The sequence below is a fragment of the uncultured Caldilinea sp. genome, assembly GCF_937128415.1.
Taxonomy (GTDB): domain Bacteria; phylum Chloroflexota; class Anaerolineae; order Caldilineales; family Caldilineaceae; genus Caldilinea.
In genome coordinates, this window is the sequence record NZ_CAKZMJ010000026.1 from 145,753 (window position 1) to 171,520 (window position 25,768).

General features: G+C 62.2%; 21 protein-coding genes. 13 read left to right on the forward strand and 8 right to left on the reverse strand.

Going from position 1 to position 25,768, the window contains the following annotated elements; translation table 11 throughout:
* Positions 1–155 precede the first annotated feature (155 nt).
* Positions 156–1,268 (forward strand): hypothetical protein, encoded by a 1,113-nt coding sequence (locus Q0367_RS03800; RefSeq protein WP_297630982.1) that lies wholly within the window; start codon positions 156–158, stop codon positions 1,266–1,268.
* 28 nt (positions 1,269–1,296) lie between these two features.
* Here the strand turns inward: Q0367_RS03800 and Q0367_RS03805 are convergent, their stop codons facing one another.
* On the reverse strand, positions 1,297–3,291 hold the full coding sequence (locus Q0367_RS03805) for an SH3 domain-containing protein (RefSeq protein ID WP_297630979.1): 1,995 nt from the start codon (positions 3,289–3,291) through the stop codon (positions 1,297–1,299).
* The gene (locus Q0367_RS03810) at positions 3,288–5,915 is read right to left on the reverse strand and encodes a CHAT domain-containing protein (protein ID WP_297630976.1); all 2,628 of its coding nucleotides are present in this window, start codon (positions 5,913–5,915) and stop codon (positions 3,288–3,290) included. The genes Q0367_RS03805 and Q0367_RS03810 overlap by 4 nt, the downstream gene beginning before the upstream one ends.
* A 333-nt stretch (positions 5,916–6,248) precedes the next feature.
* On the opposite strand from Q0367_RS03810, the gene gmd reads away from it, so the two are divergent.
* The 4 genes from gmd (at position 6,249) to Q0367_RS03830 (ending at position 9,984) form a co-directional block, all read left to right on the forward strand.
* Positions 6,249–7,238: a GDP-mannose 4,6-dehydratase gene (gmd, locus tag Q0367_RS03815; RefSeq protein WP_297630974.1), complete on the forward strand. Its 990-nt coding sequence runs from the start codon at positions 6,249–6,251 to the stop codon at positions 7,236–7,238.
* Between the two features lie 15 nt (positions 7,239–7,253).
* Entirely contained in the window at positions 7,254–8,090 is an 837-nt protein-coding gene (locus tag Q0367_RS03820) for a hypothetical protein (protein WP_297630971.1), read from the forward strand.
* Positions 8,087–8,689 carry a HEAT repeat domain-containing protein gene (locus Q0367_RS03825; protein WP_297630969.1) on the forward strand — a complete coding sequence of 201 codons (603 nt, stop codon included), beginning with the start codon at positions 8,087–8,089 and terminating at the stop codon, positions 8,687–8,689. Before Q0367_RS03820 ends, Q0367_RS03825 begins: the two co-directional genes overlap by 4 nt.
* 254 nt (positions 8,690–8,943) lie before the next feature.
* The gene (locus tag Q0367_RS03830; RefSeq protein ID WP_297630966.1) at positions 8,944–9,984 is read left to right on the forward strand and encodes an SH3 domain-containing protein; all 1,041 of its coding nucleotides are present in this window, start codon (positions 8,944–8,946) and stop codon (positions 9,982–9,984) included.
* Positions 9,985–10,102: 118 nt separating this feature from the next.
* Here the strand turns inward: Q0367_RS03830 and Q0367_RS03835 are convergent, their stop codons facing one another.
* Positions 10,103–10,627 carry a gamma carbonic anhydrase family protein gene (locus tag Q0367_RS03835; RefSeq protein WP_297630963.1) on the reverse strand — a complete coding sequence of 175 codons (525 nt, stop codon included), beginning with the start codon at positions 10,625–10,627 and terminating at the stop codon, positions 10,103–10,105.
* 115 nt (positions 10,628–10,742) lie between these two features.
* Here Q0367_RS03835 and kynU point away from each other — a divergent pair, with 115 nt between their 5' ends.
* The 6 genes from kynU to Q0367_RS03865 all read left to right on the forward strand — a co-directional run bounded on the left by kynU (position 10,743) and on the right by Q0367_RS03865 (position 17,239).
* Entirely contained in the window at positions 10,743–12,005 is a 1,263-nt protein-coding gene (kynU, locus tag Q0367_RS03840) for a kynureninase (protein WP_297630960.1), read from the forward strand.
* A 112-nt stretch (positions 12,006–12,117) separates the two neighbouring features.
* Positions 12,118–12,402: an Lrp/AsnC family transcriptional regulator gene (locus Q0367_RS03845; RefSeq protein ID WP_297630957.1), complete on the forward strand. Its 285-nt coding sequence runs from the start codon at positions 12,118–12,120 to the stop codon at positions 12,400–12,402.
* Positions 12,403–12,488: 86 nt separating this feature from the next.
* Positions 12,489–14,273, forward strand: coding sequence for an NAD(P)H-dependent oxidoreductase subunit E (locus Q0367_RS03850; RefSeq protein ID WP_298981021.1), 1,785 nt, complete (start codon positions 12,489–12,491; stop codon positions 14,271–14,273).
* Positions 14,266–14,970, forward strand: coding sequence for a 2Fe-2S iron-sulfur cluster-binding protein (locus Q0367_RS03855; protein ID WP_297630952.1), 705 nt, complete (start codon positions 14,266–14,268; stop codon positions 14,968–14,970). The genes Q0367_RS03850 and Q0367_RS03855 overlap by 8 nt, the downstream gene beginning before the upstream one ends.
* A 7-nt stretch (positions 14,971–14,977) precedes the next feature.
* Complete coding sequence (locus Q0367_RS03860; RefSeq protein ID WP_297630949.1) at positions 14,978–15,814, forward strand: DMT family transporter; 837 nt, start codon at positions 14,978–14,980, stop codon at positions 15,812–15,814.
* A 162-nt stretch (positions 15,815–15,976) separates the two neighbouring features.
* Positions 15,977–17,239: a hypothetical protein gene (locus tag Q0367_RS03865; protein ID WP_297630945.1), complete on the forward strand. Its 1,263-nt coding sequence runs from the start codon at positions 15,977–15,979 to the stop codon at positions 17,237–17,239.
* Here Q0367_RS03865 and Q0367_RS03870 read toward each other — a convergent pair.
* Positions 17,211–18,725 carry a cell wall metabolism sensor histidine kinase WalK gene (locus Q0367_RS03870; RefSeq protein ID WP_297630942.1) on the reverse strand — a complete coding sequence of 505 codons (1,515 nt, stop codon included), beginning with the start codon at positions 18,723–18,725 and terminating at the stop codon, positions 17,211–17,213. The two genes, Q0367_RS03865 and Q0367_RS03870, sit on opposite strands and share 29 nt — an antisense overlap.
* Positions 18,726–18,786: 61 nt before the next feature.
* Entirely contained in the window at positions 18,787–19,464 is a 678-nt protein-coding gene (locus tag Q0367_RS03875) for a response regulator transcription factor (protein ID WP_014431721.1), read from the reverse strand.
* A 267-nt stretch (positions 19,465–19,731) separates the two neighbouring features.
* Here Q0367_RS03875 and Q0367_RS03880 point away from each other — a divergent pair, with 267 nt between their 5' ends.
* A complete protein-coding gene (locus tag Q0367_RS03880) occupies positions 19,732–21,120 on the forward strand; it encodes an aspartate ammonia-lyase (protein WP_297630933.1) in 1,389 nt (462 codons plus the stop codon).
* Between the two features lie 84 nt (positions 21,121–21,204).
* On the opposite strand, the gene Q0367_RS03885 is transcribed toward Q0367_RS03880, so the two are convergent.
* The 3 genes from Q0367_RS03885 to Q0367_RS03895 form a co-directional block, all read right to left on the reverse strand.
* Positions 21,205–22,530 carry a M23 family metallopeptidase gene (locus tag Q0367_RS03885; protein WP_298981022.1) on the reverse strand — a complete coding sequence of 442 codons (1,326 nt, stop codon included), beginning with the start codon at positions 22,528–22,530 and terminating at the stop codon, positions 21,205–21,207.
* A 317-nt stretch (positions 22,531–22,847) separates the two neighbouring features.
* A complete protein-coding gene (gene rho, locus Q0367_RS03890; RefSeq protein ID WP_297630925.1) occupies positions 22,848–24,125 on the reverse strand; it encodes a transcription termination factor Rho in 1,278 nt (425 codons plus the stop codon).
* Between the two features lie 525 nt (positions 24,126–24,650).
* On the reverse strand, positions 24,651–25,304 hold the full coding sequence (locus Q0367_RS03895) for a Crp/Fnr family transcriptional regulator (RefSeq protein WP_298981023.1): 654 nt from the start codon (positions 25,302–25,304) through the stop codon (positions 24,651–24,653).
* A gap of 11 nt (positions 25,305–25,315) precedes the next feature.
* Between Q0367_RS03895 and Q0367_RS03900 the strand changes: the two genes are divergently transcribed.
* Positions 25,316–25,585, forward strand: coding sequence for a hypothetical protein (locus Q0367_RS03900; RefSeq protein ID WP_298981024.1), 270 nt, complete (start codon positions 25,316–25,318; stop codon positions 25,583–25,585).
* Positions 25,586–25,768: the final 183 nt, after the last annotated feature.

Consider the following 25,768-nt stretch of genomic DNA (forward strand, 5'->3'; position numbering starts at 1 on the left):
TAAAGTCTCCCTGTAACGAACCTGCTCCCCATGCATCTAATTCAACAGCAGCCTGGGTGCAATCCTTTGCACGTGGGTTGTGCGAAGCTTTGAGAAAGCGGTGAGAAAGGATTTCCTGGATGATCCGGTCTCAATCTAAATCTGACCCTGTTCCAATGGCTCGTCATCCTATCACGTTTCAGGAAATTGTCGAGCATTTTGCGCCGGGTTGGTTTGCTTCGGTCATGGGCACGGCGGCGACGGGGGTCGCTATCTTTGCGCTGCGGAACTTCGTGCCCTTCGCCGGTGCGTTGCAGGTGATCTTTTTGACACTGGCGGTGGTGCTTTTTGGAGTGCTGCTCGCGCCCTGGAGCATCCGCTGGCTCAAGCATCCGCAGGCAGTGCGCCGCGACCTGATGCATCCCGTCTCGGCGGCTTTCTTTCCGACGATGCCCATCTCACTGTTGGTCATCGGGATTGCGCTGGAAAAAACGCCGTTGCCCTTTTTGCCCGAGGGTGCACTGTGGCCCCTGCTGTTGACGCTGTGGGCGATTGGCTCCCTTGCTATTCTGATCTTTGCGCTTGTTATTCTAACTATCTTCTTTCATCACACCGAGATTCGTTGGGAAGCTTCGACGCTGGGTTGGTTGATTCCGCCGGTTTCGATGTTGCTCAGCCCTGTTTTGGGGCTGAGTCTTTCAATGCGCTACGCCGGAGCGCTGTGGGGAGAGGTCGCCTTCTACGCCAGTCTGTTTTTTCTAGGTGCAGGCAGCCTGCTCTTTCTGCTGATGATGGCGACCGTCTTCACGCGCTCCATTTTTTACGCGCCGCCGCCTGCCCCTTTGGCGCCGACGTTGTGGGTGGGCGTTGCGCCGCCCTCGATTCTTACAATCGTTGCGCTGCGCATCGTGGCGCCGGTGCAAAGCCACCTCGCAGTTAGCCAGCAGGTCGCAGAAACGTTTTCACTGCTGGCGAAGGTCAGCGGCGCAGCGTTGTGGGGCTTTGCACTCTTTTGGATGATGCTGGCGCTGTTGGCAACGCTCGAGACGCATCGCAGGACTCCGCTGCCTTTTGCGCTGAGTTGGTGGGCGTTCATCTTCCCTGTGGGCGTTTTCACCGTCGCCAGCGGCATGCTTTATCAGGCTATGCCTGTCCTTTTCTTCCTATGGATCGGCCTGGCAACCTTGATCGGCCTGCTCGTCCTCTGGGTGGCGACGCTCCTTCGCACTATCCAGGGCGTCTGGCGCGGGACAATCTTTCTGCCGCCCGCCGGACAGCCGTCCAGATGAAACCAATGCGCCCTTCGTCTGCTCCGCTTCACGGTTGAATCGTCACCGTCATTTCTATGCTGGCCGAACGTCCATCTTCCGCAGTCACGACGGCGCGCAGTCGGTGCGGTTCGCCGTAGCGCACCGGCTCGCCTGAGGGCCAGGCGTCGCCGTGTTCGCCAAAGCGCCAGACGTTGCAGTCCGGCTCCCCGCCTGCGAAGGCGCAGTAGGCGGCGTTCCGCTCCGTGCGCTGATAGACCTCTCGGCCATCGGGATCGAAGATGCGCAAGTCCACGCTGCGAACGCCGGCGCCATCCTCTTCGCCGCGCGTCGGATCGTACGCCTCCACCTGAAAGACCAGAGCGCCGTAGACCACGTCGGCGACGTGGTCTGGTCCGGTCTGCGCAATCCTGACGACCAGCTCGCGGCGCGGAGTCTCCTGCCCGCAGAGGGGTAGGTCGGGATGCTCGATCCTGAACGGGCTGCGCCAGGTGGCCGCGTCGCCGTTTTCAAGCACAATCGTGGCGGCGACGGTGAAATCGCCGTTGCACAACGCTCGCTCTGTGTCCGGCCAACGCGCGCCGCGGCGAATTTCGAGCACATTGCAGGTCGGCTCGCCGCCGCCGAACGAGCAGTAACCGGAGACGCGCTCCGTGCGCCGATAGATTTCCTCGTCCAGGGCATCCAGGATGCGAAAATCAACGCGCTCGATGCGCTGATTGTTGGGCGTGCGCTCGATCTCGGCGCGGAAGAAGATGCGATTGCGGAACACGGCGACGCCGTCGCTCAGATTCGCCAGGTTGAAGCTGGTCACCAAGGCTCCGCTCCAACTTGCATCGCCCGGGGCCGGACCGGGCAGCACCACGACCGGCGGCAAGGTCGGCGGCGGCGCCGTAGGAACCGCCACGGGTGGCAGCGTCGGGGAAGGCGTCGGTGTGGGAGAGGGCGTGGCCGTCGGTCGAGGCGTCGGCGGGGACGCCGCGAGTTGCAATGTCATTAAGTCAAATGTGCACTCGATGAAGCGCGGAGCGGCCGCCACCCAGCCAATGCGCCCATCGGGCAGCGGCTGCACCTCCACCCAGGAGGCGTCGGCGTTGCGCCCCAACGGCCGCAGCTGCGTATTGACCGGCAGCACGTCGATCACCGGAAAGACCGTCCCCGGCCCGCTGCGCAGGTTGAGGTTCGGCGCCGCGCGCACCGTGCAAAGCCTCTGGGGCGTCGGCGTTGCAGTGGGCGCCCGCGCTGTTGTGGCGTCCGGTGCAAGCGGGAGGGCGCCCGCCATTGCGTTCAGCGTGTGCACGGTCAGGGTGTACGGCCCGCGGTCGCTGCGCCGCGCGCCGGCGACGAGCAGCTCATACACGCCGGTGGTGGACAGCGCAACGCCCCCGATGAGCGCTGTTTTCTCATCGATTTGAACGCTGGTGGAAAGCGCCTCCACCGACTGCGGCCCGACCAACTCGATGAAGGGCGTGAACCGGTCGCTCTGCACGGCGGCGGTGAGGACGTCGCCTGCACAGCCGCGCAACGCCCACAGCTCTCCCAGGCTGGAGCGCACGGCGCCGGTGACGACGCCGCTGTGAACCAGGACGCCCGCCGCCTCGTTGCGCATCGACTCCGGAAGATCGCCAAAATCCACTGTGATCGTGTAAGGCCCCCGGTCGCTGCGCCGTTCTCCGGCCGCGGCGACGGTGTAGAAGCCGCTTGCCTCAACGGTCAACAGCGCCTGGGCGCGCTCGCCGTCCTCCGCAAGCGCCTCGAACAGAGGCGCCTGCAGGACATCCGTGTAGACGCTCAGGTAGGGCGCGAACGCCGTGCTGATCATCGTGATGGTCACCTGATCGCCGGCGCACGCATACAATGTCCATTCTTCTCCCGCTGCGCTGAGGACTTGACCGGACGCAGACGCGCCCGGAGCGAGCGGGCGACCATCTTGGGCGAAAGCGACGGTGAAAAGCAACAGCGCAGCCAGCAATCCTCCCGCCAATAGGAGCGCTGCAGCCGTCCGCTGCACTGGAGTCCGTTGCCCTGTAAATGTTCGATTCATGGTTCTCCCCCCTGCAGGCTGCTCAAGGTTTGACGCGCCTCCTGTGCAAAAGGCTCGCAGCTACAGCCCAGCACGCGCTGTTGGAAGAGCGCGTTGCCCGCCGTGCGTTCGCGCAGCGCAAGGCAGGCGTCATAGTGTTCAATGGCGGCGTTGAGCCACCGCATCTCCTCGGCGGTTGCAGCCGTTCGGGTTTCGGCGTCGTTCGCCTGGCTCTGTCGAATGGCGGCGCTGTGTGCGCGCAGTCGAGCGACGGTGCCCATCGCCACCTGCGCCCAGGCGTAGTACACGGGATCGTCTGCAGCGTTCAGCCTCGTCAGCGCCTCCTGCAATGCGGCCTCCGCCTGGTCCAGCGCGCGGTCGGCCTGTGCGACGTCCCCTTGCAAAAAATGCAGCGCAGCGTCGCCCCGGTGCACCAGCCCCAAGAGCAGGAGGCTGCGGTCGGCGAACTGTCCGGGCTGCGCCTGCGCAAGCGCCGCCGCCCTCTGCGCCAATGCCAGCGCCCTTTGATTGTCCTCGATCGCCGCCGCCAATGTAGGCGATGCATTTTCGATGTTGGCGAGGGAGATGCAGTTTTGCAGCTCAGCAGAAACGGGTTGATTGCGATACGGAAACAACTGGGCGCGATCGAAGTAGACGCCGGCCAGCGTCAACAGCGCCGGAGTGAAATCCGGCCTGAGCGCCAGCGCCTTGTCGAGCGCCTCGATGGCGACGTCGAATTGACGCGATTTCTGCGCCAGGTCGCCGAGCACAAGATAAAAGAGCTCTTTGCCTTCGCTCCTTGGCCAGGCGTCCACCGTCGGCTCCACCTGTTGCAGGATCGCCAACCCACGCTCGGGCAAATTGGCCAAGCCATAGGAAAGCCCTTGCGTCATCCAAAAAAGCGCCCGGCTGCGCGGGGTCAGCGCTTCGGAGACGGTCAGTTTGGCTGCATCTGGGTTGAGGCGATAGGAAACCGCCGGTTGCAGCGGCTCGCCCAGTAGATAGCCGCCCCACAGCGCGCTCGGCTCTCCGGCTCGCTCCTGACCGTCGAAGAAAAACTCAAGCTGCAAGCTCTCCGGGTCGGTGGCGTCGGTGAGGTGGCCGAAGACGACCATCTGCGCCTCGACCTTGCGCGCCAGGGCGCGGGCGTTGGCGATGCGCTCACCCAACGTTTTTCCCGGAATGGCGCCAAAGGTGAGATTCTTGCCATTTTCGCGTCCGAGCGAGTCGTGCCAGATCAACACATTCCGATCGAAGATCCCCGCTTCCTTCGCCTGCCTGTAGGCGTCGTCCAGCGTGCGGTAGAGCGCCGCGCTGATCTGCGCGCCGAATTCAGAAGGCAGCATCGAGCCGTCCGCCTGAAGCGCGCCGATCTCGGCGACGGCGATGTTGAAGTCGCCCTTCATCGGCCAGACGTTCCAGAGCGGCTCCAGCGCAGGATAGGCGAGGGCGCCGGCGATCGCCAGCACGACGAGCAAAATGGCCAGAAGCGGATAGAGCAACCGGCGCATCCACGTGCGCTCCGGATGGGTTTCCGCCTCGGTGACGAGCTGCCAGATGACGCCGTCGGCGGCGCGGCTGAAGAGTGCGGGCGTTCCCCATTCCACCGAGCCGGGCGACGCCTGGTCGATGGCCTTGCGGCCTTCGCTCACGGCGGCGTCGACGGGCAGACGATCGGCCAGCGCGCCGTAGAATTGATCGGCGAAGGCGACGGCGGCGGCCTCGCTGATGGCGTATTGCATGGCAATGGCGGCGGGCAATCCACGTTGCACCAGTGCGGCGGCGACGCTGGCGAAAGGCGATTGCTCGTCTCCGCGCGCGCCTTCACAGGCATTCAGCACCGCCAATCGCAGGCTGCGGTGGTCGGCGAGAAGGCGAGCGAGCTGGGTGGCGCTCACCGGCCAGGAGGCGCCCTGCTCATCGGTCATCACCAGCGCGCCTTCGCCCATGCGCGCGTCGAAGAAGGCGTGGCCACTGTAATGGAAAATATGCCACGGCCCTTGTTGAAGGATATCCTGCAGCTCGCGCCAGGTCGCACGCTCCAGCCAGGTCAGCTCCACCTGCCCCTGCTCCAAAGGGCGACGAAGCGCCTGCTCCAGCACAGAGCGTTCGCGCATCGCATCGAGCGCGGGCAGATCGCTCGGCGACGCCGCTACGCCGAGCACCCGCAGCGGAGGCGCAACGGCGAAGTCGGGGTCGGGCAACAGCAACTCCAAGTAGCGGACGATGGGCGTGTGCCTGGAGAGCGCAATGAACGCCTGAGCGCGCGCGTCATAGAGAAACTCCCAGGGCAAAGTGAGCAGCTCCGGCGCCAGAATGCGCAGCTTGATGCGCAGCCCTTGATCCGCCGCGTCCGTGAGCTGGCGGCTGCGATCATAGGCGGCGAGAATGTCCCCTTGCATGAGCGCGTCAAAGATCGCGGCGCCAAACTCCTGCGCGACGTCGACGCCTCCGTTGGTCGGCTTGCGCAGCGCCTGCTCCAGGCCGGCCAGATACGCGGCGAACGTTGCGGCGTCGAATGGAAACGTCATGCTTCCGCGGGCGGCCCCGGCAGGAGAACTCAGCACCGCGACGGCGTAGCGCCTGCCGTCGCCGACGTCGATCTGCAAATCAAAATCGCGGAGCCTCAGCGTGGAGGATGGCATGTTCGCCTCGCACCTCCGATGAACCGGGCAGAGGTGCAGAGGTTCATTATCGCAGGTCGTCGGAATATGTCAAATGCCTTTCCTGGCGTTGTTCCGCCGAACGTTCCGTCGTTGACCGTGTGCGTTGACCGTGTGCGCATTGCAGCACGCAAACGCAGCGCGCGTTGGGGATGCGTCGCGCTTTTTCCATGAAGCACGAAACACGCAACATCAACAACACTACTCTTGTCAGGAGCGGCTAATCTTGTCAGGAGCGGCTAATGATGGCATTATGGTTTTCATCCTGCGCTGCGGGGTTGAAGACGCGAACAGATTGAGGAGCTAGCAGATTTTATGCCAACTGCACTGATTACAGGCGTCACCGGACAAGACGGCAGCTATCTCGCCGATTTTCTTCTTGAAAAAGGCTACAACGTGGTCGGCATGGTGCGGCGCACCAGCACGATCAACTTCGACCGCATCAAGCATATTCAGGATAAGATCGAGATCGTCCAGGGAGACCTGCTCGACCAGATGAGCCTGATCGGCATCCTGCACGACTATCGCCCGGACGAAGTGTACAACCTGGCGGCGCAAAGCTTTGTGCCGACCAGCTTCACCCAGCCCGTGCTTACAGGCGAGTTCACGGCATTGGGCGTCACGCGCATGCTCGAGGCGATCCGCATCGTCGATCCCAAAATTCGCTTCTATCAGGCCTCCAGCAGTGAGATGTTCGGCAAGGTCGTCGAAACGCCGCAGCGCGAGACGACGCCTTTCCACCCGCGCAGCCCCTACGGCGTCGCCAAAGTGTACGGCCACTGGATTACGGTCAACTACCGGGAGAGTTACAACATCTTCGGCTGCTCCGGCATTCTCTTCAACCATGAAAGCCCACGGCGAGGGCTCGAGTTCGTGACGCACAAGATCACGCATGGCGCTGCGCGCATCAAGCTGGGGCTGGCCAAGGAGCTGCGTCTCGGCAACCTGGAGGCGCGCCGCGACTGGGGCTACGCCGCCGACTACGTGCGCGCCATGTGGATGATGCTTCAACAAGATGAGCCGGACGACTACGTGATCGCCACCGGCGAGACGCACAGCGTGCAGGAGTTCGTCGAAGAGGCGTTCGGCTATCTCGACCTGGACTGGCGGCGCTATGTGGTGCAAGACCCGCGCTATTATCGACCGGCGGAAGTCGATCTGCTCGTCGGCGATCCCTCCAAAGCCAGGAAAAAGCTGGGGTGGGAGCCGACCGTGACCTTCCGCGAGTTGGTGCGCCTGATGGTGGATGCAGATATGGAGCAGCTGCGCAAAGGACATCACACGCCCAACAACCCGTTGATCTGAAGTCGGAGGCGAACCATGGCGTCAAGCCACGCACAGCAGACAGACCCATCTCCTGACGATGACCCCTCCTTCAACAAACGCACCTCGATCGGTCTGTCGCCGCGGCGTCCTACGGCGCCGGAGACGGTGCAGCGTCCGCCGGAGGCAGGCGGACGCATATCCGGTTGGTGGCTGGTCTTCTGGCTGTGCGTTTTATTGCTCACCGTTGGCGCCCTGGTGCTCGTGCGCGCCTTGCCGGCGGACCTCTCGTGGCGCGACGCGCTGGCGTTTTTCGATCGCAGCGTCCCGGCGACCCTCTCTGCGGAACGCTTTTTCGTAGACTTCACCGTTGACGACGGGACCTTCATCCCATACATCAAACCCGGCGTCGCATCAATGCAAGCAGTTCCATCTGAAGGCGTCTATCGCATCGACGTCTGGCCTGCGTATCTGGCGTGGACCCGTATCGCCGTCGCAGAAGCTCCGCCGCTGCGTTTGGAAGTCGATGCAATCGTCGATGTCCAGACGCCGAACGGAAAGATCGCCCTTTTTGGACGCTTCGAGGATGAAGATCGTTTTTACCTTTTTTCGGTGGATGGGCGAGGGCGCTTCACCGTGGCGCTTCACCAAGATGGCGTGGAGACGACGCTGCGCCCACCGACGCCCCTGTCGGCGATTCAGCCCGCCGGTTTCGCCAATCGCCTCAGCCTGGAGGACGATGGCGCAGCGCTGCGCTTCCTGGCCAACGGCGTCCTTCTCGACAGGATCGAGGTGGAGCCGGCTTCGACGCTCTCCTTTGGCGTGGGCGCCGAGACAGGTGGAGCGGAGCCTGCGACCATCCTGATCGACTCGATTCGCATACGCAAGCCATGAACCCGACCGCACAATTCGACGCATTTCGCTCCGCCATTGCCGCAGATGACGACGAGCGCACCGAACCACTTGCCTTGAAGCTGACGCCGGCCGATGAGCCTGCCCTCATCGAACTTCTCTCTTCGCCTGAGGAAAATGAGCGGTGGTGGGCGCTGCGCGCGCTGGCGGCCTGCGGATCGGCGAACGCAGTCGCTCCCGTCGCCAAAGGCCTCGACGATCCGGCTCCCGCCGTGCGCGCTGCGGCGGCATTGGCGCTGGCGCACCTGCACCGGCGCCACCCGGCGGAAGTGACGCCTCTCCTCGACCCGTTGGCTGCGCACCTTGCCGATGAAGAGGGCATGGTGCGTCAAATCGCAGCGGACGCCCTTGCAATGTGCGGCGATGACGCCGCACCGGCGCTTGCACGCGTTCTCTTTGAACAACGTCACGAAGGCGCGCGCACGCGCGCGGCGGGCGCGCTGCGCAAGATGGCGACCCGCAAGGCGGCGAGCATCCTGTACGCGCTGCTGAACGACCCCAATCCCCTGGTTCGCACCTACGCCTATGAAGGACTGGATGAAATGGGGTTGCTGGAGACGCTCCTGGTGACGTTGCAATGAGGACGCGGTTCAGGTCGAGACAACCAATGCCATCGATTTCTGCTTATCCGTTGGGTTGTATTGCGCAGTTCAACGCGTCCCCCTCGTTTCTCCGTCCCCGATTTTCAATGCTATACTGGATTTTACGCCTCTGTCTTGTCAGGATTGCTTGAGTTCAGTTAAGGTTTATGAACAGGAAAATGCGAAACAAGACATTTTGTTCGACCCAAACTTGTTTGACCCGCAGCAGGCAGCCCTTTCTGCCTTCAAAGTGGATGATCTGGCCGTTGCTCGTCGTGGCGACGCTGCTCGCCGGATGCGCGGCCTCGGCGGCGACCGTGCCGGCGGCGGCTCCCATCGGCGAAGTGGCGCTCCCTCCCGCCATCAACACCGTCATCGAACCGCTCGACGCCTATCGCTCCCCGAACGAAGACACTCTATCCCCCCTGCCGACGCCCACCCCTACGCCAGAAGGGGATGCCCCGTTGCGCGTCACCATCGTCAGTCAGGTGCGCGCCAACATTCGCAGCGGGCCATCGACATCCTTTGAAATTGTTGGCAAGGCCAATCCAGGCCTCACCTTCGACGTGATCGGCCAGAGCGAAGACGGGCGTTGGTATCAGATCGCAGCCAATATCCCCGGCGTCGATGGTCAGCCGCTCGAAAGCGGCTGGGTGGCGGCGGAGCTGGTGCGCATCGCCGGCGAAGGGGAGGCGCCGGTGGTGGCGAACGTTCCCACGGAGCCGCTCCTCGATCGAGACCTTGCGGTGAAATGGGCTGTGCACTGGAAATGCGAGTCGGAGCGCTGTCAGATTAAAGAATGCAACGCCGAGGTGAGCGCATCGGTCAATCGCCAGCCGAGCGGCAGTTTCCTGCCGATCGAGCACACCGTCGTCTGGGATGACGCCTGCTTCTCCACCGACGCCTGGACCTTTGAGGTGAATCAGATGACGGGCAAGGAGCGCACCGGCGAGGCGGAGCAGAATTTCCTCTACGGCTACTGGTTGGGCGCTAACCCGGGCCAGGCGATCGGCGTCTTTCCGCTCAATGAGCGCGAAGGCGTTCAGGTCTTCTGCTCAGGGCTGCACTCCGTCGAAATCGCAGAAGGGGGCGGCTGGACAACCGTCTACCAGGGCAACACCTGTCACGACGTCAACACCGGCATGCTGGTCTACCTGAACTACATCAAACGCTGGCTCTACACCGGCGACTACGACGGCAAGACCTATAACCGCGCCTTCTTCGGCGATATTGAACGTCTGGAGCAACGACTGGTCGAGGCGAACACGCCGCTGGCGCTGGTTGTGAAAAAGTAGAACTCTAGAAAAATTTGAAAGACCAGCTCCTCTTCGATTGATTTAAACGCCCTTTTCTCTTCCAGGAAGCTTGGAGCTTCCTGGAAGAGAAACCGCTGACTTGTATCGACGAAGCGTTTTATGTCTCCACGAGGGTCGCCCGCGTCTTATAAATTTCCGCAAGTCGCTGATAATGCACCGGCCCCTCGTCGAGTCGGGCGTTCTGTGCAGTGCTGAGCGAGCCGCGCACGGCGCCGGGCACGCCCGCAACCAACACGGCATCCGGAATACGGGTGTTTTCACGCACGACCGCACCGGCAGCAATCAGCGTCCCTTTGCCGACCACGGCGCCGCTGAGCACGACGGCACCCATCCCCACCAGCGCGCCGTCGCCGATCGTGCACCCCTCCAGCACTGCGCCGTGCCCGATCAAGACGTCGTTTCCAATGACGGTGTTTTCCCGTTCGTTGACGTGGATGACCACATTGTCCTGAATACTGGATCGTTCGCCGACGACAATCTCGCCTGTATCTCCCCGCAGCACGGCGCCGAACCAGATGTTCGCCCCGGCCTTGACCGTCACGTTGCCGATCAGCACTGCGGTCGGGGCAATGTAGGCGTCTTCCGCAATCTTGGGGCGCACACCGTTGAACTCGATGATCATATTCGCTCCACATTGGACAAAGAAAGAATTTTTTGCGATAGTCTAGCCAGCATAGGTTGAAACCTCTTCACCATTATAGACAAGAAAGCGCAGAGAGAAACAAGAAAGCGTAAAGATGTCATCGAAGCTCGAACAGGCGCGTGCGCTGGACGCCGCCGACGCTCTGGCGCATTTTCGTGAACGATTTCTGATCGCCGACCCGGAGATGATCTACCTGGACGGGAACTCTCTGGGACGCCTCCCCCTTTGCGCTGAAACATCGATGGCCGACCTCCTCAGGCGACAGTGGGGCGAACGCTTGATCCGAAGCTGGAACGAGGGCTGGTTCACGCTGCCGGAGCGAGTCGGCGGCAAGCTGGCGCAATTGGTCGGCGCGCAGGCGGATGAGGTGATTGTGGCGGATTCGACCTCGATCAACCTGTTTAAGCTGGCGGTCGCAGGCCTGCGCCTTCAGCGCAGCCGCCGGCGGATTCTGACGGATGACCTCAACTTCCCGTCCGACGTTTACATTCTACAGGGAATCGTCGAGATGCTCGACGCCGGCCATCGGCTCGAGATCGTGCACTCCGAGGACGGCGTGCATGGGCCGGTGGAGGCGCTGTTGGCGGCGCTGGACGAGGACGTGGCGCTAGTCGTGCTCTCTCACACCGTCTTCAAAAGCGGCTACATGTACGACATGCGTGCGATCACCGAGGCTGTTCACGCCGTCGGCGCGCTGGTGTTGTGGGACCTGAGCCATTCGGTCGGGAGCGCGCCCGTGGCGTTAAACGCGGCGGGGGCCGACCTGGCGGTTGGCTGCACCTACAAGTACGTCAACGGCGGGCCGGGCGCGCCGGCTTTTCTCTACGTGCGTCGAGACTTGCAAGAGCGCCTGCAAAATCCGATCAGCGGGTGGATGGGGCAGCGCGCGCCGTTCGACTTTGCGCTCGACTACGCGCCTGAGGTCGGCATCCGACGCTTCTTAACCGGCACGCCGCCGGTGCTCTCCCTGGCCATGATCGAGCCGGGCGTCGATCTGTTGCTGGAAGCGGGCCTGGAGGCGCTGCGCGCCAAATCGGTGCAGCAGACCTCCTTTTTGATCTCCCTTTGGGAGGAGAGACTGGCGCCGCTGGGATACACGCTCAAATCGCCGCGGCAGGCGGAACGGCGCGGTTCCCATATTTCGCTCGGCCATCCAGAGGGATGGCGCATCAACCAGGCGCTGATCCATGACCTGGGCGTGTTGCCCGACTTTCGCGCGCCCGACAACATTCGGCTCGGCGTGGCGCCACTCTACACCTCCTTCATCGATGTGTACGCTGCCGCCGAACGACTGCAACGCGCGGTGGAGGAACGAATTTACATGCGCCATTCCAGCGGGCGCGCCACGGTCACCTAAGCGCCTGGGGCGCCTACATGCGACGCTTCCGCGTCACGCAACACACATCACGCAACAAGCAACACGCAACACGTTTCTCTTTCATTCAACATCTCATCAAGGAGGACGCACTATGGTTTCTGCAGTCGTGCTGCTCAAATGCGAGCGCAACAAGATCAACGCCGTAGCCGAGACGCTGGCCGATCTCAAAGGCATCTCCGAAGTCTTCTCCGTGGCGGGGCGTTACGACCTGGTGGCGATCCTGCGCGTGCGCACCAACGAAGCGCTGGCCAATCTCGTCACCAACGAAATGTTGCAGGTGGACGGCATCCTGGACTCGGAGACGTTGATCGCCTTCAAGGTCTTTTCGCGCCACGATCTGGAAAGCATGTTCGAGATCGGCTTTGAGAGTGAGTAAGTTTTGCTTCCCTTGAAGGATGGCCCAGTCTTCGATATACTGAGGGCGACTTGTTCGAACCTTTGGCAAGAATGGCCTGAAATCCTATGTCAGTCGAAACCCAGGAATCAGTCGATCTGACGCCGCTGCGTCCTGTGCTGACGCGCTTGGCGCCCCAGGGACGGAGCGGACTGCTTCCCACGCTGCTGGAGGCGCAGACGCACTACGGTTACATCCCGCCCGCCGTCGCCGCCGAAATCGCCCGCTCGCTCGGCGTTCCCTTGGCGGATGTGCACGGCATGATCGAGTTCTACGCCTTGCTCTACAACGAGCCGGTCGGCCGCACCGTGCTGCGCGTGTGCACCGACCCGGCCTGCGCGCTGCGCGGCGGAGAGCGGGTCCTCCACGCCGCCTGCGCCCTGGCCGGAGTGGAAGAAGGCGGAACTTCCGCCGACGGCGCAATCACGGTGGAGCGTTCGCCCTGCCTCGGCCATTGCAATTCAGGCGTTTCGGTCAACGTCTCCTTCGGACGACCGGTGCGCAATATCACCTTCGCCCACGTCACGCCCGAGACAGTGGGCGATCTCGTCGATGGCCGCGGGCGCACGACCGCCGACTTCTGGAGCGAAGACTACGTCGGCGGCGACCTGTGCATCCTTACGCCGCTCTGTGGCCGCGGCCGGCGCACCAAACTTTTTGAGTATGAGGCGGTCGGAGGGATGCAGGCGCTGCGCAAGGTTCTAAGCTCAATGACGCCGCAGCAGGTGATCGAGACGATGCGCCGCTCAGAGCTGTTGGGCCGCGGGGGCGCCGCCTTCCCGACGTGGGCCAAATGGGAGGGCGCAGCCAAAGCGCCCGGTCAGCCCAAATATTTCGTCATCAACGCCGACGAGTCCGAGCCGGGCACCTTCAAAGATCGCGTGCTGCTCGAGGGCGACCCCTGTCGCGTGCTGGAGGGCGCTATCATCGGCGCATACGCCATCGGCGCCGGCCGCATTTACATCTACATCCGTGGCGAATATCCCCTCGCCATCGAACGCGTGGAAGCTGCGCTGCAAGAGCTGCGCGAGGCCGGCTATCTGGGGGAACGCATCCTCGGCTCCGACTTCAGCATCGACGTCGAGGTGCGCAGCGGCGCGGGCGCCTACATCTGCGGCGAGGAGACGGCGCTCTTCGAGTCGATCGAAGGCAAACGGGGCTTCCCTCGCGTCAAGCCGCCCTTCCCCACCACACACGGTCTCTTTGGCAAGCCGACGGCCATCAACAACGTCGAGACGCTGGCGCAGACGCCCTACATCATCAACCAGGGCCCCGATGCGTTTCTCCGCCTTGGCACGGCCGACTCCGCCGGGCCGAAGCTGCTCTGCGTCTCGGGCGACGTGGTGCGGCCGGGGCTGTATGAGATCGGCTTCGGCGTCACGCTGCGTCATCTGATCGAAAACCTGGCGGGCGGGGTGGTCGGCGGCAAGCTGCAGGCGCTGCTGATCGGCGGCGCGGCGGGGACATTCGCCACCCCTGCACAGCTGGACACACCCATCACCTTCCAGGGCCTGCGCGCGGCGGGGCTGACGCTCGGCTCCGGCGCCATCATGGTCTTCAACGACAAGCGAGACCTGCGCGACATCCTGCGTCGACTGGCGCGCTTTTTCGCCCACGAATCGTGCGGCAAGTGCTATCCCTGCCAGTTGGGCACACAGCGTCAATATGAAATCCTGGATCGACTGGCCGAAGGACAGCCCCTTCCAGGCGATGTCATCCGCCTGCAGGACGTCGGCTGGACGATGACCGACGCCTCGCTCTGCGGCCTGGGGCAGACGGCTGCCAGCGCCGTGCTGAGCGCCATGAAACACTGGCCCGACCTTTTTACAAACGGGAGCGCCCGCCATGCCTGAAGTCACCCTCACCATCGACGGTCGAACGGTCACTGCGCCGGAAGGAACGACCATCCTGAAAGCTGCGGAGGCGATCGGGATTCACATCCCTACCATTTGCTATCATGAAGCGTGCACGGCCAACGCCATCTGTCGCATGTGCGTGGTCGAGGTGGAAAAGCAGCGGCTTCTGCAGCCGGCGTGCGTTGTCCAGGTGCGCGAGGGAATGGTCGTGCACACGCGCAGCGAACGCGTCGAACGCAGCCGACGCACGATCCTGGAGATGCTCGACTCCGCCGTCGATCTCTCCGATGCGCCGGAAATTCAGGCGCAGATGGCCGAGTACAACGTTAACCACAACCGTTTCCCCGGCGCAGAACGGCGCACGCCGCCCGTCATCGACGACAACCCGATGTACGTGCGCGACTACGCCAAATGCATCCTTTGCTGGAGATGCGTGCAGGTCTGCGCCGAAGACGCCCAATACACCTTTGCGCTCAGCTTCGACGGCCGCGGCTTCCGCACCCAGATCGGCACCTTTTTCGACCTGCCGATGCCGGAGACGACCTGCGTCTTCTGCGGCCAGTGCGTGGGCGTCTGCCCGACGGGCGCGCTCAAGCCGCGTCGCGAGTGGCTGCTGGAGCAGGGCAAGACGCCGGATGAAATTTTGCAGATGAGCCGGACGGCGCGGCGCAAATCGCGCAGGGCGCAAAGGTGAGCTGTATATGGTGGAGTTGCCCGCCATCCTGTTTGGCTTATTTGCCGCGCTGAGCTGGGGCGGAGGCGATTTCTGCGGCGGCCTGGCGTCAAAACGCGCCGACGCCTACACGGTGGTGCTGGTGGCCGAATTTGTCGGCGCTGTGGGGCTGGCGACGCTGGCGCTCGTCTTCCAGGAGGCGGCGCCCGCCCTCGAACCCTTGCTGTGGGCGGGCGCCGGCGGGTTGGTCGGTGCAGTTGGACTCCTGGCGCTCTATCGGGCGCTCTCGCTGGGGCACATGGGCGTCGTGGCGCCCCTTTCGGCGGTGCTTGCGGGCGTCGTCCCAATTGCTGCGGCGGTCTGGATCGACGGCTGGCCCTCCGCCGTGCAACTCGCCGGCTTCATGGCGGCGCTGGCGGCGGTCTGGTTGCTGACAGGCGGCGCAGAAGGGGTGATCACCCGCCGGGTGTTGGGCTACGCCTTGCTCGCCGGCGTCAGCTTCGGCTTCTACTTCGTGCTCATCGATCAGGCGACGGCGGGCGGCGTCTTCTGGACGTTAGCTTTTGCGCGCACCGCTGGCGGCGTCATGTTGCTGGCCGTCGTGCTGGCGACCCGGCGTCCGCTCTGGCCATCACTCGACGCGCTGCCGCTCAACCTCATGGCCGGCGGCCTGGACGCGGCGGGCAACCTCTTCTTTGCGTTGGCGGCGCTGGCCGGTCGGCTCGATGTCGCCGCAATCGTCTCCTCGCTCTATCCGGGTGCAACCGTGCTGCTGGCCTGGGCTCTGCTGGGGCAACGGCTCAACCGCCCGCAGATGGTGGGCGTCGCCGCAGCGCTGACCGCCATCGTGCTGATTGCCGTGTAAGCGACGGACCACACACCACGTGACAATTGTCACTGACCCTCTCTCCTCCGCATCGGTATCCTGAAGCAGAAGATAGGCGCAGCCCAGCAGGCGAGGCTCCGCTCTCGGTGGGGTGGCCTGCCTGGATAGGCTGTCCATAGGGAAAGATGAGGTTTGCAGACAATGTCTCGTTCACACGTGCGCATCTTTCTGTCGATCGCTCTGGCCGCTTTAACGCTCGCCGCCTGGACGGGCGTGCTCATGCGTTTTGGCATGATCTACGGGATGCCGGCGTGGGCGCAGAATTTCGGCGCCGTGCGCCATGCCCACAGCCATCTGATGTACTTCGGTTGGGTGACGCTGGCGTTGATGGCGCTGATCTGGGCGGAGCTGCCTGCGCTGACCGGGCGTCCACTGCCGCGAGGGGTGACCGGCCAGATGACGGTGACGGCTGTGCTGGCGCTGCTCAGCTTTCCGGCCTTTTGGAGCAACGGCTACGGGCTGACTGCGATCGGGAACGCGCGGCTGCCCCTCGGTTCGATGGCGGCGACGCTCAACGGGCTGACCTGGTTTCTCTTCATTGCGCTGTATGTGCGCGCCACGCGCGGGCTGCGCGAGCGCCCGCTCCCCATCCAGTTGTGGGACTGGGCGTTGGCGCTGATGGGGCTGGCCTCGGTCGGCGCGCTCGGGTTGGTCGGCATGGTGATGGCGAATGTGCGCGAGCCGCTTCTCCAGCAGATTTTTTTACATCAGTTCCTCGATCTCTTCGCCGTGGGATGGTTCAACCTGGCCTTGCTCGGTTTGTTCTGGGCGAATCTGCCGGGTTCGGGGCAAGCTCGTCCGCCGGTTTTCAGTTTGGCGCTGTTGCTGATCCCGACTTTTCTGCTGGGCGTCTCGCCGAGCCTGCTGCCTTCGGCGCTCTTCTGGGTGGCGGCGCTGGCCAACGCCGGCGCTGCGCTGGCGCTGGGCGTCCATGGCCTCCAGCTTTGGCGGCGACGGCGCGCTCTGCCCCCCTTAACAGGCCTGGCGTTGAGCGGACTGGCCTCTGTGCTGGTCATCGCCTTTCTGTCGCTCTGGCCGGGGCTTTGGGAGCACTTCGCGGGCGGTCAGATGCGCGTCTTCTATCTGCATCTTTTCTTGTTGGTCTGGGTGAGCACGGCGCTGATCGGACAGGTGCAACGCATCGATGCAGCGAGTTCTGTTTTTCTGAGACGCTGGGTGAACCGGCTATGGAGCGCCGGCGCGCTCGTGATGGTCGGCGGGCTGCTGGGGCTCGGGTTGGCGCCGCACCTGGGAACGCCGATGTTGGGGTGGCTTCACGTCGCTGCGTGGGGAAGCCTGGCCGTGGCCGGTGCAGGGACGCTGTTGTGGATAGAGAGCATGAGCGCCTTCGCTCGAACAAGCACGCTCTCGTCGGCTACGTCCCCGCAATCACCGTATTCTTGAGGTTGATCGGCGCCTCGGAGGGCGCTTCCTGCCATTCGGGCAGCCAGAGGGTGAAGGTGCTGCCCTGGTTGAGCTGGCTGACGACGGTGATCTTGCCGTTGTGCGCCTGGGCGATGCGCTGAGCGATGCTGAGGCCCAGGCCGCTGCCCCCCATTTCCCGGCTGCGCGCCTTATCGGTGCGATAGAAACGTTCAAAGATGGCGGCCTGCTGCTCCTCGCTGATGCCGATGCCGGTGTCGCTCACGCTGATGCGCACCCAGCCCTCGCGGTTCTCCAGGCTGAAGGTGATGACGCCGCCCTCCGGCGTGTATTTCACGGCGTTTTCCGCCAGATTGATCAACACCTGACGCAACCGCTCGCGATCCCCGCGCACCAGCGCCTGATCCTCGCTGCCCAGCCGCACTTCGAGCGCATCCGGCCTGCCCTTGTAGTGCTCCACCAGACGCCGCGTCTGCCGGTAGACGTCGAGCAACAAGGTGTCCATCTCGACCGGCGCCATCTGAATCTGCAGCGCGCCGCTGTCCGCCTGCGCCAACAACAGCAGATCGCTGATCATTTTGTTCATGCGCTCGGATTCGGCCTTGACTTCGTTCAGCGATTCCTGCAAGAGTTCGGCGACTTCCGCATGGCTCAGGCTGTTGTTGCCGTGCGGCGCAGCCGCCATGCGTTGCAGCAGCTCGATGTTGCCCTGAATGGTGGTCAACGGCGTGCGCAGCTCGTGGCTGACGTCGCCGATGAGACGCTCCTGCGCCTGAAAGAGCTGTTGAATGCGGTCGAGCATGGCGTTGAAGGTGGCGGCCAGCCGACCGACTTCGCTGGCGTTGTCGCGGATGTCGATGCGCTTGCTCAGGTCGTGGGCGCGCGTGATGGCGTTGGCCGTCTCGGTGATGGTGTCGATGGGCGCCAGCGCGCGTCGCGCCAGAAAGGCGCCCACGATGGCAGCCAACACGATGCTGATCGTCGTGCCCAGGATCAGATAGCGGTTGACCTGGGTGAGCGCCGTCAGCGCCGTCGTGACCGGTTGGATGATCTGAACGGCGCCCATCAACTGATTGTTGACGAAGAGCGGCACCGTGTAGACCAGGAACGCCGCGCCGTCGCTCGAAATGTAGTAGTAGCGATCGTCGAGTCCGGCGTTGATGCGCGCCATCGTTTCGGTGTGATGAGGAATGAGAATGTCGCCCAGATTTTCGCTGCGTTTGAGCACGTTGCCCTCGGTGTCGAGCAGTTGGGCGCCCACGGAGGAGGCGAAAAGCTCCACCTGAGGAAAAAAGACGTTGCCGGCGCGGCTGCGGAAGACGAGCACATCGCCTTGAAACTGTTGGGCCACAGCCGCGGCGATGTTGCGCGCTTGCAACGCTGCGCTCTGTTCAAGTTGATAGCGAAGGTTGGCGGCCAGCGCAGAGTAGACGGTGACGCTGAAGAGAATCAGCGTGATCCCCAACAGCGCGGTGTACCAGAGGGTCAGACGTAAGCGTATGGTCATGTGGAGTATTATCGGCGAACAACCGGCGCATTTCCCCTCTGCGCCGTTCTACGACCCTCCCTCAACTTTCGCGCAGCGCATAGCCGACGCCGCGCACGGTCTGAATCAGACGCGGTTTGCCGCCAGCCTCTAGCTTGCTGCGCAGATAGCGGACGTACACTTCGATGATGTTGCTCTCGCCGCCAAAGTCGTAATCCCAGATGTGCTCGTAAATCATCTCGCGCGTGAGCACCTGCCCTGGATGACGCATAAAGAGCTCGAGCAGGTCGAATTCTTTGGCGGTCAACTCGATCAACTGCCCCCCGCGGAAGACCTGGCGCGTGCGTGGATTCAACTCCAGATCGGCGTAGCGATAGACCTCCGGCGCGTTCTCCATGCGATGGCGACGGAAGAGCGCGCGCAGCCGCGCCAGCAACTCGTCGAATGCGAAGGGCTTGACCATATAGTCGTCGGCGCCGGCGTCCAGGCCGGTGACGCGGTCCGGCACCGAATCGCGCGCCGTCAACATCAAGATCGGCACATTGGAGGCGCTGCGCAGACGACGACAGACCTCCAGACCGTCCATCTTGGGCAGCATGATGTCGAGGATGACGGCGTCCGGCGGCGTCTCGCGCGCCACGCGCAGCGCGGTCTCGCCATCTTCGGCGGTGTCCACGGTGTATCCTTCAAAGATCAGGCCGCGACGCAGCAGATCGCGGATGCGACGGTCATCTTCAACAACGAGAATGCGCTCACCCATATCCGGCTTCCAAAAGAAGGATCGAATGAATCTATCATTTCGATTGTAGACAAGCCTGAGAGGCGTGTCAAATCATTCGCTGTTTTCCCCCTGATACGCTTGCTTTTCCTTTTGTCTACAGGTCGGTGCTACAATCGAAGCGGGCGCTGGACAGATGTGAGGAGTCGATGAAAGCGGCTGCAGGGCTCGCCCGTAGAGGCGACAGCCGCTTGAAGCATAGCAAAATGATTCTCGCCATTCCGAAAACCCAAAAAAGGAGTCGAATCTATGACTGAACAAGCGTATCGCATCGAACGGGACAGCATGGGGGAGGTTCGGGTTCCGGCCAACGCCCTGTACGGCGCTCAGACGCAGCGCGCAGTGGAGAATTTCCCGATCAGCGACCTGCGTTTTCCGCGCATGTTTGTCCGCGCGCTTGGCCTGATCAAGGCGGCGGCCGCCGCCGTCAACCACGACCTGGGGCTGATGGAGGCCGACATGGCTGAAGCGATCCAGGCGGTCGCCAAAGAGGTGGCGGAGGGGAAGTACGACGATCAGTTTGTGCTTGACATTTTCCAGACGGGTTCGGGCACCAGCACCAACATGAACGCCAACGAGGTGCTGGCGACGCTCGCCAGCGCGCGCTTGGGCCGCAAGGTGCATCCCAACGACCATATCAACATGAGCCAGAGCAGCAACGACGTGATTCCGACGGCGATTCACGTCAGCGCCTATCTGGCCGTTCATGATCAACTGCTGCCGGCGCTGGCGCACCTCCATCAGACGCTGTTGGACAAAGCCGCCGCCACCGATCACATTGTCACCACCGGCCGCACGCATCTGATGGACGCTATGCCGGTGCGCATGGGGCAGATCATCGGCGGGTGGGCGAGTCAGATTCAACACGGCATCGCGCGCGTGGAGTCCTCCCTGCCCCGGCTGGCGGAGCTGGCGCAGGGCGGCACGGCGGTCGGCACCGGCATCAATGCGCACCCAGAATTTGGCCGCAGGTTCGCCGCGAAGCTGGCTGAATGGACCGGGCTGCCCTTCGTGACCAGCTCCAACTACTTCGAGTCGCTGAGCTCGCAGGACGCCGCCGTGGAGCTGAGCGGGCAGTTGAATACGGTCGCCGTCAGTCTGACCAAAATTTCCAATGACCTGCGCTGGATGAACAGTGGCCCTATCGCCGGCCTCGGCGAGATTTCGCTGCCCGCCTTGCAGCCTGGCTCCAGCATCATGCCCGGCAAGGTCAATCCCGTCATCCCGGAGGCGGTGCTGATGGTCTGCGCGCAGGTGATGGGCAACCACGTCACCATCACCCTGGGCGGACAATCGGGCAACTTCCAGCTCAATGTGATGCTGCCGGTGATCGCCTACAACCTCCTCCAGAGCATTTCGCTGTTGGCGAACGCCAGCCGCGTGTTGGCCGACAAGGCCGTCGCCGGCTTTACGGTCAATGAAGAACGCATCGCCAGCCTGGTGGGGCGCAATCCGATCCTGGTCACTGCGCTCAATCCGGTCATCGGCTATGAGAAAGGCGCAAAGATCGCCAAGCGCGCCTACGCCGAGGGGCGTTCGCTCAAGGAAGTTGCGCTGGAGGAAACCGACCTGTCGCCGGAGGAGCTGGACCGCATCCTCGACCCGCGCGCGCTGACCGAAGGTGGCATCCATGACTAAATAGAGGGCGTCTATCCAAACAAAAAAGCTCCGGTGAACGCCGGAGCTTTTTTGTTTGCGCTGTCGCCGAGCCGCCTGGCCATCTTACTTGAGATAATTGGCCGGGTTGTAGGGCACGCCGTTGTAGCGAATCTCGAAGTGCAAGTGAGGGCCGGTGCTGTTGCCGGTGCTGCCCATCGTGCCGATCTGCTGGCCGCGGCTGACCGTCTCGCCGGGCTTGACGAAGACCGAGTTCAAATGGGCGTAGAGCGTCGTGAAGCCATTGCCATGGTCGATGATGACGTGATTGCCATAACCGCCGTTCCAGCCGCCGCCGGCCGTCACCACAAAACCGGAGTCGGCCGCGCTCACCGGCGCACCTAACCGGCCGGCAATGTCGATGGCGGGATGCGCTCGCCAGTATCCCTGACTGATGTAGCCGGCTGCCGGCCAGCTGAAGTTGCCTGAACCGGCCGGAGCGCCGGGAGGACGCTGGACGGAATAAGCCGTCGAGGCTGCTGCGCCTGCAGCGGGGGCTACATACGGCTTCACGCCGCCGGGCACGATGATCTCCTTGCCGATGGGCAAAGGATCGTTGATGCTCTTGATGCCATTGCCCGCAAAAGCGACGATCGCCTGCATATCGGTTTTGTATCGGCTGGCGATGCCCGAGAGCGTGTCTCCTCGTCGGACGACGTGCAAAACGCCGTCTACAGGTAGGATGCGCACCTGGTCTCCAATGCGCAGCCGGTCTGGATTTTGCTCGATAAAGTCGTTCGACCACATGAGCGTTTCAGGCTGGAGGCCGAACCTTTGTGCAATGCCCAGCACGGTGTCGCCCGCCTTCACGGTGTAGTAGGAAATGGTGGTGGCGGGAGCAGACTCCTGAGCGTTCGTTTTCGGCGACCTCTCTACAAACCCCCAAACCATATTGGGACGCAGCGAGTCGCCTCCGTAATCAAAAGCGAGATTTGCCTGACCGGCGAGACCTGCTTCAGAGGCGGGGCCACCCAATGACTGGGCGGGCGGGGTGGGTTCCAGGCGCAGCTCCCATTCGGGTATAGTCACCTGGCTGAGAATCAGGACAACCGCTGCCACCGCCAGCACCGACAGATGCCCCGCCAGACGCAAGGGCGTGACCTGATGGGTCAACAGGCGCTGCATCTGGTCGTTGACTCGTTGCAACGCCTGTTCAAGTGCGTTGAGGTGAGCGACTCGCACGTTCGGAAAGGAAGAAAGAGCTGTATAACCCGCCGAAGAGGAGGGCTCTCGGTGTGTGGAAACCAGATTGGTCGAAGCGGGGGTGGTTGTCAGGTAGTCGAGGTGCTGTTGTAGTAGAGAGAAATCTTCTTTGTTCTGTGCGCTGTTTGGGCGATGCCTGGCGCCGTTTGGATGGGTCTGCTCAAAACCAACACCAGCTTCATTCGTCATATATGCTCTCTCCATGGAGTCAGGTTCAGGCCGGTCGGCTGCATTTGCTCGGATTGCTTATGGCGCCCCGGTGAGCATCGTCAATTCTGCGTCGACTGAACCTGCTTTGAGTTAAGCCGGATGATGCAAGCATCGGCTGATCGGCGGCTCATTTTTGACAAAAGAACAACAGCCGCACAGAAAAAGATTCTAGCACTTTGTACGCGGCGCGACAAGCGGCGAAAGGCTATTTTGAGGGGGAAAAACGACGATCCTCGCAAAGTGTGCAAGGATCGTCGCCCAATCGTAGGTTTTTCGTAGATTAAAAATCTTGACGATCAGCGTTTCGTAAGCGTTTCAAGGAACTCGCGATTGTCGCGCGTGCGACTCATGCGCTCGATGATCGGCAGGATCGCCTCGCTGCCGCCGCCCATGGCGTCGATCATGCGGCGCAGCGTGTACACCTTGGAAAGCGTTTCGGCGTCGAGCAATTTCTCCTCGGCGCGGGTGCCGCTGCGCTCGATGTCGAAGGCGGGGAAGATGCGGCGCTCCGCCAGCTTGCGGCTCAGATGCAGCTCCATGTTGCCCGTGCCCTTGAACTCTTCGTAGATGACGTCGTCCATGCGGCTGCCGGTGTCGACGAGACAGGTGGCGATAATCGTTAGGCTGCCGCCCTCTTCGAGATTGCGCGCGGCGCCGAAGAAGTGTTTGGGTGGATAGAGCGCAGCCGGATCGATGCCGCCGGACAGGGTGCGGCCGGACGGCGGCACCGTCAGGTTGTAGGCGCGCGCCAGCCGGGTGATGCTGTCCAGCAGGATCACGACGTCGCGCTTGCTTTCCACCAGTCGCTTGGCGCGCTCTAGCGCCATCTCCGCCACCCGCACATGGTTCTGCACCGGTTCATCAAAGGTGCTGCTGACGACTTCGGCCTCGACGGAGCGGTCCATGTCGGTGACTTCCTCGGGCCGCTCGCCGATCAGGACGACCATCAGGTGGATGTCCTTGTAGTTGGTCGTGATGCCGTTGGCGATGCGTTTCAACACCGTCGTCTTGCCCGCTTTGGGAGGGCTGACGATCAGGCCGCGCTGACCGCGACCGATCGGCGCAAGCAGGTCGATCATGCGCGTGGAAATGACATTGGGCCGCGTTTCCAGGATGATCTGCTTGTTCGGAAAGATCGGGGTCAGCTTCTCGAAGAGCGGGCGATTCTTAGCCTCCTCGGGGTCCAGGCCGTTGACAGCTTCCACCTTCAGCAAGCCGTGATATTTTTCCGTCTCTTTCGGCGGCCGCACCTGCCCGATCACCAAGTCGCCTGTGCGTAGGCCGAAGCGGCGAATCTGGCTCTGGCTCACGTATACATCTTCGGGGCCGGGCAAGAGGTGGTCGCTGCGCAGAAAACCGATGTTATCCTGGACGATCTCCAGAATGCCGCCGCCGAAGATGTAGCCGGCGCGTTCTGCGCTGGCGCGCAATAAGCGCATGATCAGGTCATACTTCTTGAGCCGCGTATATCCGGTCACGTTTGCTGCACGCGCAAGCTCACGCAGTTCGTCGAGGGTCAATTCTTCTAATTGTCCAATGGTCCATTGGTCCAGTGGAATGCTTGTATCCAGCATACTTTCATCCTTCTATGTAACTATGGAATACCGGTGAGGGTGATAACACCCAACGTATAAATTTATTTATGCGTTCGTTTTGCGACGGTTGACGGTGTGCACTGTTTCTAATAACGAGTCGCAGAGCGTTGCAGATTCTGTGGAGCTCACAGCTCGACGTCTGCCGCAACCACTCCCCGTCAACGCGATGCGAATTTCGGTCCTCTGGAGAGAGGACGTCGAGCTAAAGGCAGTTATGTGAAGCAACGCTGCGTTACGGTGGGAGTAATCAGGTCTTTCCTTGTGGACGACTGACAATGCAGACGACTAGGGAAACAACTCAGGGAAGTGGAAAATCCCAGCGAGAGGGTCATCCCCGAATCTGTTATTATTATATCAACAGTAAGCTTCGCCGTCAACTCACTCAAATACTTAATTATAATGGAGGCGTCGCTTTAGCCCAAAGCAGAGGGCGGAGATTGCTGATTTTGTCTGCAATCCCCGCCCTGCAAAGGCGATATGCCGGAGTTTTGGAGTGCAAGCGTTTCACCACTCCCAGACGCCGCCGATCTCGCGCAGCGCCTCCACGTCTAACAATTTGATGCGCCGATAGCCCAATTCGACCAGCCCTTGCCGTTTGAAGTCGCGCAGGATGGCGCTCACCGTCTCCCGATAGGTTCCCAGCCGATCCGCCAGCGCTTGATGGCTGACGCCTTTGATCACGCCGCTGCCATCCTCGTCCAGCTCGATGAGGAGCGCAGCCAACCGCTCAGGCAGCTTCTTATAGGCGACGTCTTCAAGGCTGTTTTCGACCTGCATCAGCCGCATGCCATAGGTTTGCAACATGCCCCAGCCCAGGATTGGATATTGCATGGTCATGTTGCGAGCCTCGCTGCGTGGGATCACCCACACCTGGCAATCCTCAGCGGCCTCTGCGAAGACGTTCGGGTCGCTGACGCCATTGAGCGCGCCCTCGCCGAAAATTGCGCCCGGTTCGAGGGTGGCGATCACCAGGCGGCGACCTTCATTGTTGGTGCACAGCAAATTCACCTTGCCGCTCATCAACACATACATGTGCGACGCCATTGCCTCTGGGGAGGCCACCACCTCCCCGCGTTCAACCCGCTGCACGGTGATCACCTTGTCGAACGCGGGATCTTCTTCGCGCAAGGCCGTCAGCATCTGCGGCATGCTGGTCATGCGCAGATTGGTTGGAATCGCTGTATTCGCACCTGTTTGAACGCCGCCGGATGATTTTTGGAGTTCTCTCAGATTGGTTTTCATCATTGCTTTCCTCTGTATGCAAACGCCTGTTGCTCGGTGAGATTTTCTTCTGGATGTTTCAGGCCAACCAGTCCGACATGGATATTTGTTGGACAGAGGCTGGCCGCCTGCAAACGCGCACCAGTTTCGAGTATTTGTCTGGTGCAAAACCTTTGCAATTATTTAACCATACTTTGGCGAATTTGTCCAGCCCCTAAAGGTTAAAATTTTCTCATTTTTGTTGGTTGCCGCGTCTGTTGTCGGCTCACTTCGGCGGGAGATCGATCCGCAGTCGAAGCGGGGATCGCGTGAGAACTTGCAGGCGGCTCTTTTCCAAGGGCTTTGCCTGGTTCCCGATCCCGACAAAGTATACGCTATAAAGATTAAAAAGGTATTGGAGA

Coding starts and splice junctions, on each gene's coding strand:
- Q0367_RS03800 (WP_297630982.1), top strand. CDS start 156: ATGGCTCGTCATCCTATCACGTTTCAGGAAATTGTCGAGCATTTTGCG.
- Q0367_RS03805 (WP_297630979.1), bottom strand. CDS start 3,291: ATGAATCGAACATTTACAGGGCAACGGACTCCAGTGCAGCGGACGGCT.
- Q0367_RS03810 (WP_297630976.1), bottom strand. CDS start 5,915: ATGCCATCCTCCACGCTGAGGCTCCGCGATTTTGATTTGCAGATCGAC.
- gmd (WP_297630974.1), top strand. CDS start 6,249: ATGCCAACTGCACTGATTACAGGCGTCACCGGACAAGACGGCAGCTAT.
- Q0367_RS03820 (WP_297630971.1), top strand. CDS start 7,254: ATGGCGTCAAGCCACGCACAGCAGACAGACCCATCTCCTGACGATGAC.
- Q0367_RS03825 (WP_297630969.1), top strand. CDS start 8,087: ATGAACCCGACCGCACAATTCGACGCATTTCGCTCCGCCATTGCCGCA.
- Q0367_RS03830 (WP_297630966.1), top strand. CDS start 8,944: ATGATCTGGCCGTTGCTCGTCGTGGCGACGCTGCTCGCCGGATGCGCG.
- Q0367_RS03835 (WP_297630963.1), bottom strand. CDS start 10,627: ATGATCATCGAGTTCAACGGTGTGCGCCCCAAGATTGCGGAAGACGCC.
- kynU (WP_297630960.1), top strand. CDS start 10,743: ATGTCATCGAAGCTCGAACAGGCGCGTGCGCTGGACGCCGCCGACGCT.
- Q0367_RS03845 (WP_297630957.1), top strand. CDS start 12,118: ATGGTTTCTGCAGTCGTGCTGCTCAAATGCGAGCGCAACAAGATCAAC.
- Q0367_RS03850 (WP_298981021.1), top strand. CDS start 12,489: ATGTCAGTCGAAACCCAGGAATCAGTCGATCTGACGCCGCTGCGTCCT.
- Q0367_RS03855 (WP_297630952.1), top strand. CDS start 14,266: ATGCCTGAAGTCACCCTCACCATCGACGGTCGAACGGTCACTGCGCCG.
- Q0367_RS03860 (WP_297630949.1), top strand. CDS start 14,978: ATGGTGGAGTTGCCCGCCATCCTGTTTGGCTTATTTGCCGCGCTGAGC.
- Q0367_RS03865 (WP_297630945.1), top strand. CDS start 15,977: ATGTCTCGTTCACACGTGCGCATCTTTCTGTCGATCGCTCTGGCCGCT.
- Q0367_RS03870 (WP_297630942.1), bottom strand. CDS start 18,725: ATGACCATACGCTTACGTCTGACCCTCTGGTACACCGCGCTGTTGGGG.
- Q0367_RS03875 (WP_014431721.1), bottom strand. CDS start 19,464: ATGGGTGAGCGCATTCTCGTTGTTGAAGATGACCGTCGCATCCGCGAT.
- Q0367_RS03880 (WP_297630933.1), top strand. CDS start 19,732: ATGACTGAACAAGCGTATCGCATCGAACGGGACAGCATGGGGGAGGTT.
- Q0367_RS03885 (WP_298981022.1), bottom strand. CDS start 22,530: ATGACGAATGAAGCTGGTGTTGGTTTTGAGCAGACCCATCCAAACGGC.
- rho (WP_297630925.1), bottom strand. CDS start 24,125: ATGCTGGATACAAGCATTCCACTGGACCAATGGACCATTGGACAATTA.
- Q0367_RS03895 (WP_298981023.1), bottom strand. CDS start 25,304: ATGACCAGCATGCCGCAGATGCTGACGGCCTTGCGCGAAGAAGATCCC.